The sequence below is a fragment of the Pseudoalteromonas lipolytica genome, assembly GCF_003515105.1.
GTDB classification, from domain to species: Bacteria; Pseudomonadota; Gammaproteobacteria; order Enterobacterales; family Alteromonadaceae; genus Pseudoalteromonas; species Pseudoalteromonas lipolytica.
The window spans coordinates 2,392,580-2,404,789 of the sequence record NZ_CP032090.1 but is presented as its reverse complement, the minus strand read 5'-3'; the positions used below and the strand labels follow the sequence as shown (position 1 = coordinate 2,404,789).

The following is a 12,210-nucleotide window of genomic DNA, read 5'->3' as shown; positions in this document are numbered from 1 at the left end:
CTGTTAGGTACACTTGTGCATGTGATTACTTGCCAGGAAACTGGTGAATATGCACATCGCGCTGCGGGAATGGGATAGTGATATCTGCTGCATCGAAAGCAATTTTCACTTTTTCATAGAGGCCAAAATACACAGGCCAATAGTTATCAGAATCAACCCATGCCCAAACGAGCATACCAATGTGGCTGTCACCATGTTGACTAACATGCACAACAGGTTTCTTCGCTTCTTGGTCTTTAAGCACTAATTCGTAGTCATTAAGGACACTCAGAAGTACTTCACGGGCTTTATGAACGTCATCGCCATAGCTAATACCAAATTCAATGTCGACACGGCGAGTGGCTTCCGCAAACTTATTCTTCACGCAGCCGTTTGACAGGGCCCCATTCGGGATGATTATTTTTTCATTATCGTAGGTAAGCAAAATAGTGACGAAAATCTGAATTTCAACGACTTTCCCCATGTAACCTTGTGCTTCAATAACATCGCCCACTTTAAAAGGTTTAAAGAATAAGATCAGCACACCACCTGCAAAATTAGCCAGACTGCCTTGCAATGCCATACCCACAGCTAAACCTGCAGCACCGAGCATTGCGATGAATGAGGTGGTTTCTATGCCAATCATTGAGGCGACAGAAATAAGTAATAGTATCTTCAGAATGACAGAAATAAACGACACTAGAAAGTGTGTCAGGCCTGCTTCAAACTTTACTTTATACATTGATTTTTCGGTCATCTTGGCAATTCTGCCAATTAGCCACCAACCAATAACAAGCACCAAAATCGCTAAAATAAACTTTGGTCCATACGTCATGAGTAGCTCAATTGCTTGGTTATATACTTTTTCGATCGATATTTCGTCCATTTTTGCTCCATGTAACGAGACGTTAAAATATGCAAGCCATAGTAGACGAATTAGCAGCTTAATGTGTGTTTATAGGTATGAAATAGGAAACTTCGGGGTAGAATTATGAAATAAGCTATAAAAAAAGGAGTAGCAAGCTACTCCTTATCTGTTATTCAGTTCGTTTACTGGGAATAACTTTCACCAGTTTTACCATATTCTCTTTCACTTCCAATACTTCTATTGGGTAGCCTGCTATTCGTAGGCTTAAATTCGAATCTGGGATATCTTCAAGGTATTCAACAATTAAGCCACTCAAGGTTTTAGGGCCATCGATAGGTAATTCCCACCCCATCTCTTTATTTAGATCACGGATGTTTGCACCACCATCAACAAGCACTGTGCCATCATCTTGAGTTGTCACTTCTTCACTTGGAGTACGTGTTTGCGTTGTGGTGAAATCACCTACCACTTCTTCAAGAATGTCTTCAAGAGTTACAAGGCCTTGAATATCACCGTATTCATCAACCACTAAACCAATTCGTTCTTTTGATTGTTGGAATTTCAAAAGCTGTGTGTTCAGCGAGGTACCTTCAGGGATAAAGTAAATCTCGCGGACCGCACGCAGTAATGATGGTTTATCAAACTGCTCTTTCGTCAATAGACGAAGTGCATCACGTGAGTGAATAAAACCAACCGCATCATCAATTTGGTCGCGATAAAGTAATACGCGAGTATGCTGTGCGTGTGTTAGTTGGCGACTGATTAGTTTCCAATCGTCATTAATATCAATGGCAACAATTTCGTTGCGTGGGATCATGATGTCTTCGACGGTCACTTGCTCTAAATCTAAGATAGACGTCAGCATGCTTTGGTGACGTGCAGGCAATAAGGCACCCGATTCATTAACCACGGTTTTTAATTCTTCTTTACTTAAGCTGTGCTCTTCGATTTGCGCGGTCGTAATACCAAATAAACGTAACATACCATTGGTCAGCCAGTTTACCATTACAACGAACGGGAAGAGTATTTTAAGCAAGCCTTTAAGCACGATAGAGCTAGGAAACGCGACTTTTTCAGGGTAGAGAGCCGCGAGCGTTTTTGGTGTAACTTCAGCAAAAATTAACACCACTAAAGTCAGAGCACCTGTCGCAATAGCCAAGCCAACGTCACCGTATAAGCGAATACCAATAATCGTCGCAACCTGTGCTGCAGCGATATTAACTAGGTTGTTACCAATCAAGATCAGACCAATAAGTCTGTCTGGGCGACTTAAGAGTTTACTGACGCGTTTCGCTGCGCGATGGTTTTCTTTCGCAAGATGGCGTAAACGAATACGGTTAATTGACATAATTCCGGTTTCAGAACCCGAAAAATAAGCAGAAATAAGTATCAATAATCCCAATACGATAAACAGGGTACTAGTCGATATGTCGTCCAACGATGGATCCTTTTTTTATAAACCAATGCATATTAAGCTAGAGAGAGCTTGCTGAGTCAAGTTAAAACTTATTTAGTATCACTTCTTGAATGAAACGGCTGCCAAAATAAGCAAGTGATAGGATAAATGCAGCTATCATGATCGAAAATACCACGGGTTTTCCTCGCCAACCTTGGCGTAAGTGACCAACCGTAACAACCGTGAAAATAAGCCACGCAATCAATGATAAAACCGTTTTATGGATAAACTCACTGGCAAACATACCGTCTAAGAATATAAAACCAGACAGAAGTGCGAAGGTGAGTAAAATAGTGCCTAAAGTTAATAGTTGGTAGAGCTGACGCTCGACCACCATTAGCGGGGGTAAATGGCTGTGCACAATGGCTAAATCTTTACGCTTTAAGCGCTTATCAATAAAGTAAAATTGTATAGCGTATAAAGTCGCGATAATAAGTACGCAATAAGCTAGCAAAGATAGCGAGATATGTGTCACTAAGCCTAGTTCTACATCAATGGTATGAATAATCACATGGTGCGGTATAAATAGGCTAGCAAGCGTTAAAATAGCTGCAAAGCCATAAACAACAGGCAATAGCAACGTTGCAGGAAACTTAAGCGACACCGCCGTGACAGACACCACAATGACCCAGCAGGTTAAAAGTGCCACATTAACAATGCTTAAATCTTGGCCGTCTGCTCGAAAAACAGAATTCACCAGTAATAACATATGTGCAAGGATTGCTACGGTGCTTAAAATCACCGTGAGCTTTTGGCTTGGGCCTTGTTTGTGAAAAAGGCGTGAAAGCACATGCGACGTTGCTAACACATAAAACAAACTAGCAATAATAGTTAAACTAATAATCATCGTGTTTTGGCCACTTAATTTATATCAATAAATCCTTGTCTCATTGATGCCATTGTATTTTATAGCAAGGCAAAAGCATAGAGTTTGTAAAAAGAAACTCAAACAGCGCACTTGAACACTGTATTGTCGACCACCATTTACGGTATACTGCTAGGAATTGAAATTTAATATTGCCTGTATTGCAACTTAAATTGTGTTTTTTGCGCGCTTTACAGGTGAAACACGTTTTATCGGAACCTTTACATGTTTGAGAATCTCCAAGAACGCTTAGGTAAAACCTTAAAAAATATCAGTGGCCGCGGACGCTTAACTGAAGACAATATTAAAGATACATTACGTGAAGTCCGCATGGCATTTTTGGAAGCGGATGTTGCGTTACCCGTTGTTCGTGATTTTGTTAAGCAGGTTAAAGAACGCGCTGTTGGCGTTGAAGTAACTAAAAGCTTAAGTCCAGGCCAAGTGTTCATTAAAATCGTTCGTGAAGAGCTTGAAAAAGCCATGGGCGAAGCAAATGAAGAGCTAAGCCTGAATGCGCAGCCGCCAGCAGTTGTGATGATGGCGGGTTTACAAGGTGCCGGTAAAACGACCAGTGTGGGTAAACTTGCTAAGTTCTTAAAAGAACGCAAAAAGAAATCTGTGCTTGTGGTGAGTGCTGACGTATATCGTCCTGCGGCAATCAAACAGCTTGAAACCCTAGCTACTGAAGTAGGGGTTGAGTTTTTCCCAAGTGATATTTCGCAAAAGCCTGTTGATATTGCCAGTAATGCGATTGCCCACGCGAAGAAAAAGTTTATTGACGTTGTTTTAGTTGATACAGCGGGCCGTTTGCACGTTGACAGCGACATGATGGATGAAATCAAGGCACTACACAGTGCGATTAATCCTATTGAGACCTTATTTGTTGTTGACGCAATGACAGGTCAAGATGCTGCAAATACAGCAAAAGCGTTTGATGAAGCATTACCACTCAGTGGTGTGATTCTAACGAAAACTGATGGTGATGCCCGTGGTGGTGCTGCTTTATCTATTCGCCATATCACCGGTAAGCCGATTAAGTTCATGGGTGTGGGTGAGCGCACCGATGCTCTTGAACCATTCCATCCTGACCGTATAGCGTCGCGTATTCTAGGCATGGGTGATGTACTTTCATTGATCGAAGAAGTCGAAATGAAAGTCGACAAGGAGAAAGCCGCCAAAGTTGCTGAAAAAGTATTTAAAGGCGATGGCTTTACACTTGATGATTTTGCTGAGCAGCTGCGCCAAATGAAAAACATGGGCGGTATGATGTCGATGCTTGATAAATTGCCAGGTATGCAAAATTTACCCGATGCAGTAAAAGGGCAAATGGGTGATAAAACATTTGTGCAAATGGAAGCGATTATTAACTCAATGACGCCAAAAGAACGCGCCCGTCCTGAAATCATTAAAGGCTCACGTAAAAAACGTATTGCAGCGGGTTCTGGTACTCAAGTACAAGAAATCAATAAATTGCTTAAGCAATTTACGCAGATGCAAAAGATGATGAAGAAAATGAAAGGTAAAGGCGGCATGATGAAAATGATGCGCGGCATGAAAGGGATGTTACCACCAGGTATGATGGGTGGCGGACCTAAGTTTTAATTTTCAACAAGTCCGTTTCGTGTAAAAAAGGAGCAAATAGCTCCTTTTTTAATGGATAAATTATGCCGAACTTAGGCGCAAATGTAAGATCTAACGCACAGATCAGTGTTTAATCAACTAAACTTACATTTTGCATCACTTCTTACTTGCAATGTTGCAAAAAACTCGTACAATTCCCCAGCTCCCCGTACTGGGGAGTAAATCTTATTAATGAAAACAGTCAATCTATTTAGAGGACGGTATGGTAACTATTCGTTTGCAACGTGGTGGCGCTAAAAAACGCCCTTTCTATCAAATTGTGGTTGCGGATAGCCGTTTCTCGCGTGACGGTCGCTTCATCGAGAAAGTAGGTTTCTTTAACCCAATCGCTTCTGGTCAGGAAGAAAAAGTACGTTTAGATTTATCTCGTGTTGAACACTGGGTAGGTCAAGGCGCATCTCTTTCAGATCGCGTAGCTAAATTAGTTAAAGACGCTCGTAAAGCGGCTTAATAGGCGTAAGTGTAACCATGAGTCAAGAGAACACCTCGATAATTGTTGTAGGAAAGCTCGGCGCCCCCTATGGTATAAAGGGCTGGCTTAAGGTGCATTCATTTACTGATGATCCCGAAGGGATCTTCGATTTCAGCCCATGGTTGATAGGGCAACAAGGTAAATGGCAGACCTTAGAGGTGGTCGACTGGCGTCGCCACAACAAAGGCTTTATCGCTAAAGTTGCGCAAGTAAACGATCGAGACCAAGCAATGGCTTTCACCAATGTTGAAATCTCTGTTGACGCGGCGCAACTACCAGAATTACCGCAAGGTGAATTCTATTGGCGAGATCTCATTGGCATGTCTGTTGTAACCGATAAAGGTTATGACTTAGGCACGGTTGATGACCTAATGGAGACAGGTTCAAATGATGTTTTGGTTGTGAAAGCAAACAAAAAAGATGCATTTGGACAAGCTGAGCGTTTAATTCCTTTTTTAACAGACTCTGTTATTAAAGAAGTTAAACATGAAGCAAGAGAAATTACCGTAGACTGGGACCCAGGGTTTTAATGTCACAAACGAGTTCGTTATGGGTAGGGGTGATAAGCCTTTTCCCGGACATGTTTGATGCTATTACCACTCAAGGGGTAACAGGTCGCGCAGTTAAAAATGGTTTAATTGACTTTAACTGCTGGAATCCACGTGACTACGCTACTGATAAGCATAGAACCGTGGATGATCGTCCTTATGGGGGCGGCCCCGGCATGTTGATGATGGTTGAACCATTGAAACAAGCCATCCTTGACGCTAAAAAAGCGGCAGGCGATGGTGCAAAAGTAATTTATATGTCCCCGCAAGGGCGCAAATTAGATCAGCAAGGTGCGGCTGAATTAGCCAACTCCGATAAACTGATTTTGATTGCCGGTCGCTATGAAGGTATAGATGAGCGAATCATAGAGTCATATGTTGACGAAGAATGGTCAATAGGTGATTTTATTCTGAGTGGTGGTGAACTACCCGCTATGACATTAATTGACGCTGTTGCGCGATTAGTGCCTGGTGTACTAGGTCACAACCAGTCAGCAGAGCAAGATTCATTTTCGGATGGATTGCTTGATTGTCCTCACTATACACGGCCAGAAACATTGGATGATAAACAGGTGCCTGCTGTATTGCTCAGCGGAAACCACCAAGAAATTGCCAAATGGCGCTTAAAGCAGTCATTAGGTAGAACTTGGTTACGTCGTCCTGACTTGTTGCATAACCTAGCTCTGACTGAGGAGCAAGCGGCACTTCTTGCAGAATTCAAGCAAGAGTACCAACAAGCTTGTGGCTAGAAGACAGTTACACCTAGGAAAGTGAGAAATATAATGGCAAAAGTAAACCAAAATATTATTAAAGCGCTTGAAGAAGAGCAGCTTAAAACAGACGTACCAGCATTCGGCGCTGGTGATACAGTAGTTGTACAGGTACGTGTAAAAGAAGGTAACAAAGAGCGTCTACAGGCCTTTGAAGGTGTTGTAATCGCTAAGCGTAATCGTGGTCTTCACTCAGCTTTCACAGTTCGTAAAATCTCGAGCGGTGAAGGTGTTGAGCGTGTATTCCAAACGCACAGCCCTCTTATCGACAGCGTAACAGTTAAGCGTCGCGGTGCAGTTCGCCGTGCGAAGCTTTACTATCTACGTGAGCGTTCTGGTAAATCTGCACGTATTAGAGAAAAACTTAACTAATACGCGCTGTTTATCAACGCAAAAAAAACGGGTTGCAGCCTTCGGGTTGCAACCCGTTTTGGTTTTTAGGGAACAATTTTTCTATTGTATTAATTCGCTTAATAAAGTGAGCAGTTTTGAAGCGATAAAACGTCGTTGATAACAAGGCAAAAATATCGTTTTTTAGTCATTCTCGGCAATAGCTCCTGCATTGCTCTACCTTCTGCATCCATGCAGTCGTAAATCAGACATTTTTAACGCAGGTAGCGACAGGTTTAATCCCTCAAAATGGTGAAGCATTATTGTGGATTGAAATTAGCTGGCTTCTTCTTATTTTACTTTTCACACCTCTTTCAATAATTCCCGTACAGCAATATTTGAACTGGCGTATTTCCCCTGCGTGATTAGCCCAAGGACTTTGTACTTTGCTGCTTATGCTGGTACTATATTTCGTATTAAAAGGTTTACTTTTTTGTATATTTTAGTTTACGTTTTGGGTTTGAGGTGTAGTAACAGTGGATAAGCTAGCAGAATTAAGAGCAGGGATCGATGAATGTGACGCGCAATTAGTCGCGTTATTAGCAAAGCGTAATGGTATTACAGAACAAATAGGGGCTATTAAGCAGCAAACAGGGGCGCCATTACATGCGCCTGACCGTGAAGCCGATTTGCTGGCAGCTCGTCGCCAAGAGGCAATGAGTCAAGGCGTTAACCCTGAGCTTGTTGAAGATATCCTGCGTCGTATGATGCGAGAAGCGTATCAAAATCAGCAAGGGAGCTTGGCCTGTTCTGCTCCTCAGCTATCTCCGATTGTCATTGTGGGTGGTCAAGGGGCTATGGGGCAATTATTTGCCCAACAATTTATTCGTTCTGGGTATGAAGTCCGTATTTTAGATAAACAACAGCAGGCTGATAGTGAAGCTATTTTAGCAGGCGCAAAGTTGGTGTTAGTGAGTGTGCCAATCAATGCGTTAGAACAGGTAGTAGCTGCATTACCAACGCTTGATGATGAGTGTTTATTGGTTGATATAACCTCGGTGAAGCAAAAGCCATTAAAAGCATTAATGGCAGCTCATTCAGGCCCTGTTGTTGGTTTACACCCAATGTTTGGCCCCGATATATCTCATTGGGTAAAGCAGACTGTTGTGGTATGTGAAGGGCGTAATCATGAAGTTGCGCAAGGATTATTGGCACAATTACAAGTGTGGGGCTGTCAGGTAGTGGAAATGGATGCTAAAAAGCATGATGAAGCAATGCAAATTATCCAGGTCATGCGCCACTTAACGACTTTTGTTTATGGTCAGTTTTTAGCAAAACAAAGTCATACACTCGCAGAACTGAGAAGTTGTTCATCACCCATTTATCAGCTAGAACTCATGATGGTTGGTCGTTTATTTGCGCAGTCGCCAGAGCTTTACTCTGATATTATGCTTGCGCAATTTGATGATGTCGAAGCCTTATTGGCTAACTACCAAGATACGTTTGCGCAAACATTAGAAAAATTAAAAGCGGGTGATAAAGCCGCTCTTATAGATGCCTTTGCAGAAGCTAAAGCGTATTTTTCAGATGCAACGGCACATTTCTTGACACAAAGTCGTAGCTTATTGAATAAAGCGAATGATGCTAAAGTGCTTGATTAACACTGTCGCTTAAGTAAAAGCGAGCACATTGTTTGCTGCTCGCTATACACTGCTTATTAGTGACCGCCTAATGAGCCAGGTAATCCACCCGAATGGTGTTGAATAAGTCCCCATTGATAGAGTAATTCAGTCATATCAGACAAACTAAATAACGTCATACTTAAACCTACAACAGTTAATACGATTGTATAGGGTAGTGCCATAAAGACCATTCGTCCGTAAGAAAGCCTGAGCACGGGGGCGAGTGTCGAGGTGAGTAAAAATAAAAATGCAGCTTGACCATTTGGTGTCGCCACACTAGGCAAGTTAGTCCCTGTATTAATTGCAACGGCTAACAAATCAAATTGATCACGGCTGATTTGCCCCGCCTCTAACGCGGCAGCGACTTCATTAATATAAACTGTACCAACAAAAACATTATCGCTCACCATAGAAAGCAATCCATTCGCAATAAAGAACATCACCAATTGTAACTGTCCTTCAAATGTCAGCACCCAACTGATAACCGGCGTAAACAAATGTTGGTCGATTATTACTGCAACAATTGAAAAGAATACACACAGCAGAGCGGTAAAGGGGAGTGCTTCTTCAAATGCTTTTCCTAACTGGTGCTCTTCAATGATCCCTGCACTGGCAGTGGCAAAAATAATCACCGATAAACCAATTAACCCGACGGTTGCTAAGTGTAAAGCAAGTCCAATGATGAGCCACACCGCTATTACTGCTTGAATAGCCAAATTGACTTTGTCACGCGTTGTTCGTTTTTTCTCAAACTTTTTAGCATGCTCAGATAATATGGTGTGAATAGGAACTGGCAATTTAGCACCGTAACCAAATGTCTTCGTTTTTTCGAGTAGAATAGTTGTCGCTACACCTGCAATCATTACAGGCAAGGTGATGGGGAGCATGCGAAAGAAAAACTCTCCGAAAAACCAGCCAGCACGTTCTGCAATAATTAAATTTTGCGGTTCACCAACCATGGTGCATACGCCCCCTAATGCAGTACCGATTGAAGCATGCATCAACAAATTGCGTAAAAATGCCCGAAATTCTTCCAATTCTTGACGATTGACAGGACGCACTTGATTATCGTCGTTTATATCATGTTCACTGCTGGAGTCTTTCCCCGAAGCAACTTTGTGGTAAATGCTGTAAAAACCCATTGCAACGGCAATAACAACCGCCATGACAGTCAGGGCATCAAGAAATGCAGATAAGAATGCAGCAGCAAGTGTAAAAGACAGCGACAGCACTGTTTTACTGCGAACTGAGACAACTAACTTAGTGAAAATATACAGTAACAGATCTTTCATAAAGTAAATGCCCGCAACCATAAAGATCAACAGTAAGATGACATCCACATTTTGAACTATTTCATGTTCGACCTGACCCGCTGAAGTCATTCCAATAAACATCGCTTCTATCGCCAGAAGTCCACCGGGTTGAAGCGGATAGCATTTTAATGCCATAGCAAGGGTAAAAATAAACTCTAGTACCAGCACCCAGCCAGCAATATAAGGGTTTAATTGAAATAAAATCGGATTTAACAATAAAAAAGCAAGAATGGTGTATTTATACCATTGTGGCGAATTCCCTAAAAAGTTTTTAAAGATTGCCGGCAGAACTCGTTGCTGCATTGCAGTACCTTATTAGATGGGATGATAACGCTAATAAGTTAATTCACTTAGCGTTAACAGTAAATATGCTGTTAGTGTAATTTTAGTATAGCTAAAGTACGATAACGATTGTTAATTATTAACTTAAGTGTGGTTTATTAATACTAGGCTAATTATTTCGTTATTATCTTTAGATTTTTATGTACACTGGATGGACTTTACTTGTTAGTTACAGAGCATCTGGTACAATCAGTGGGTTGATCGCTTTGTGCGATAGAAGTATGTGCTAACTCAAGTGGAAATTGAATGAGAATTTTTAAAGCGAAAAGTCCAGCAGGTTTTGCTGAAGAATACATTGTTGAATCTATTTGGAATGGTGACTTTCCGCCTGGCTCAATTCTTCCAGCAGAACGAGAGTTGTCAGAGTTAATAGGTGTTACACGTACCACTTTGCGTGAAGTGCTACAGCGTTTGGCGCGTGATGGCTGGTTAACGATTCAACATGGTAAACCAACTCGCGTTAATAATTTCTGGGAAACCTCAGGCCTTAACATTCTAGAGACGTTAGCACGACTAGATGAAGACAAAATGCCAGAGCTTACCGATCAACTTCTATCGGCTCGCACTAACATTAGTGCCATTTACACTCGTGCTGCAATAAAATTAGCACCTGAACGCGTGATCGAAATTTTATCGCAAAGTGAACAGCTTGAAGACAGCGCGCAAGCATTTGCAGACTACGATTACAAAGTGCATCATGAACTTGCTGTCGCAGGTAACAACAGAATCTATGTACTTATCTTAAATGGCTTTAAAGGTTTTTACTCAAAAATCGGTTGCCATTACTTCTCTGATTCGCGTACACGTGAGCTTGCTCGCCAATTTTATAAAGATTTAACCTCGCTTGCTGAGCGTCATGAACACGACGGGGCTATTTCGCTTATGCGTAAATACGGCCATCAAACGGGTGAAATCTGGCAGCAGATCCGTGGTGATATGCCAGAAGATATTATGGACTAACAGCCCTTAGTTATGCGCCTTTTTATATTTGAGAACCCAGCTTTAAGCTGGGTTTTTTGTATTTATTTAACAATAAGGTGGGTTCATAATCACCCTGCATCATAAGGTAATTCGATAGACATAGCGCATATCTTTTTTATATCAATTTTTCCGATTGCATATATCGCTTTTTTCGATTGTTCATTTGCCTGTAACCTCTTTAAACTATCTTGCTAAATATCGATACTTACTCTTGGTTTTTGTTTTTTCGGAACCATATATATGTGAGTATTGCGTAGGCAATTGGAAATAAACTCAAATATTTGGAGATAAAAATGGGTGTATTAGTTGGCCGTCAGGCACCAGACTTTACTGCAGCAGCTGTTCTTGGTAACGGTGAAATCGTTGAAAACTTCAACCTAAAAGACACTATCGAAGGTAAAAAAGCAGTTATCTTCTTTTACCCGTTAGACTTCACTTTCGTATGTCCTTCAGAGTTAATCGCTTTCGACAAGCGTTTTGAAGAGTTCCAAAAGCGTGGCGTTGAAGTAATCGGTGTTTCTATCGATTCACAATTCTCACACAACGCATGGCGTAACACTGCTGTTGCTGACGGCGGTATTGGTCAAGTTAAATATGCACTAGTTGCAGACGTTAAGCACGAAATCTGTCAAGCGTACGACGTTGAGCACCCAGAAGCAGGTGTTGCTTTCCGTGGTTCTTTCCTAATCGACGAAGAAGGTACAGTACGTCACCAAGTAGTTAACGATTTACCATTAGGCCGTAACATTGATGAAATGCTTCGCATGGTTGACGCACTAGCGTTCCACAGCGAGCACGGTGAAGTATGTCCAGCAGGTTGGACTGAAGGTAAAAAAGGTATGGATGCAAGCCCTGAAGGTGTTGCTAAATTCCTTTCTGAAAACGAAGGCGACCTATAATTTAGGCCTTTGTTGAAAGTATTAAAAAACCCGCCAATTGGCGGGTTTTGTTTTATCTGGTATG

The 12,210-nt window shown here is 41.7% G+C and carries 12 protein-coding genes; 8 read left to right on the top strand and 4 right to left on the bottom strand.

What is annotated here, in order from left to right; genetic code table 11:
• Window positions 1-25 precede the first annotated feature (25 nt).
• The 3 genes from D0907_RS10970 to D0907_RS10960 all read right to left on the bottom strand — a co-directional run bounded on the left by D0907_RS10970 (window position 26) and on the right by D0907_RS10960 (window position 3,150).
• Window positions 26-865, bottom strand: coding sequence for a mechanosensitive ion channel family protein (locus D0907_RS10970; protein WP_065978556.1), 840 nt, complete (start codon window positions 863-865; stop codon window positions 26-28).
• A gap of 151 nt (window positions 866-1,016) precedes the next feature.
• Window positions 1,017-2,285, bottom strand: a complete 1,269-nt coding sequence (locus tag D0907_RS10965) for an HlyC/CorC family transporter (protein ID WP_141687232.1) — start codon at window positions 2,283-2,285, stop codon at window positions 1,017-1,019.
• 61 nt (window positions 2,286-2,346) lie between these two features.
• Entirely contained in the window at window positions 2,347-3,150 is an 804-nt protein-coding gene (locus D0907_RS10960) for a cytochrome C assembly family protein (RefSeq protein WP_065978555.1), read from the bottom strand.
• A gap of 243 nt (window positions 3,151-3,393) precedes the next feature.
• Here D0907_RS10960 and ffh point away from each other — a divergent pair, with 243 nt between their 5' ends.
• The 6 genes from ffh to tyrA all read left to right on the top strand — a co-directional run bounded on the left by ffh (window position 3,394) and on the right by tyrA (window position 8,590).
• Entirely contained in the window at window positions 3,394-4,770 is a 1,377-nt protein-coding gene (ffh, locus tag D0907_RS10955) for a signal recognition particle protein (RefSeq protein WP_036967108.1), read from the top strand.
• A 241-nt stretch (window positions 4,771-5,011) separates the two neighbouring features.
• Window positions 5,012-5,260, top strand: coding sequence for a 30S ribosomal protein S16 (gene rpsP, locus D0907_RS10950; protein ID WP_036967110.1), 249 nt, complete (start codon window positions 5,012-5,014; stop codon window positions 5,258-5,260).
• A 17-nt stretch (window positions 5,261-5,277) separates the two neighbouring features.
• Window positions 5,278-5,811 (top strand): ribosome maturation factor RimM, encoded by a 534-nt coding sequence (rimM, locus tag D0907_RS10945; protein WP_036967112.1) that lies wholly within the window; start codon window positions 5,278-5,280, stop codon window positions 5,809-5,811.
• Window positions 5,811-6,578 carry a tRNA (guanosine(37)-N1)-methyltransferase TrmD gene (trmD, locus tag D0907_RS10940; protein ID WP_036967113.1) on the top strand — a complete coding sequence of 256 codons (768 nt, stop codon included), beginning with the start codon at window positions 5,811-5,813 and terminating at the stop codon, window positions 6,576-6,578. Before rimM ends, trmD begins: the two co-directional genes overlap by 1 nt.
• A 33-nt stretch (window positions 6,579-6,611) precedes the next feature.
• Window positions 6,612-6,971, top strand: coding sequence for a 50S ribosomal protein L19 (rplS, locus tag D0907_RS10935; protein WP_004587324.1), 360 nt, complete (start codon window positions 6,612-6,614; stop codon window positions 6,969-6,971).
• Between the two features lie 494 nt (window positions 6,972-7,465).
• Window positions 7,466-8,590: a bifunctional chorismate mutase/prephenate dehydrogenase gene (gene tyrA, locus D0907_RS10930; protein WP_036967115.1), complete on the top strand. Its 1,125-nt coding sequence runs from the start codon at window positions 7,466-7,468 to the stop codon at window positions 8,588-8,590.
• A gap of 56 nt (window positions 8,591-8,646) precedes the next feature.
• Here tyrA and nhaB read toward each other — a convergent pair whose 3' ends face one another.
• Entirely contained in the window at window positions 8,647-10,227 is a 1,581-nt protein-coding gene (gene nhaB, locus D0907_RS10925; RefSeq protein WP_118844452.1) for a sodium/proton antiporter NhaB, read from the bottom strand.
• 285 nt (window positions 10,228-10,512) lie between these two features.
• Here nhaB and fadR point away from each other — a divergent pair, with 285 nt between their 5' ends.
• Together fadR and D0907_RS10915 are read left to right on the top strand one after the other, a co-directional pair.
• Entirely contained in the window at window positions 10,513-11,226 is a 714-nt protein-coding gene (gene fadR, locus D0907_RS10920; protein ID WP_036967119.1) for a fatty acid metabolism transcriptional regulator FadR, read from the top strand.
• Window positions 11,227-11,540: 314 nt separating this feature from the next.
• The gene (locus D0907_RS10915; protein WP_118844451.1) at window positions 11,541-12,146 is read left to right on the top strand and encodes a peroxiredoxin C; all 606 of its coding nucleotides are present in this window, start codon (window positions 11,541-11,543) and stop codon (window positions 12,144-12,146) included.
• Window positions 12,147-12,210 lie beyond the last annotated feature (64 nt).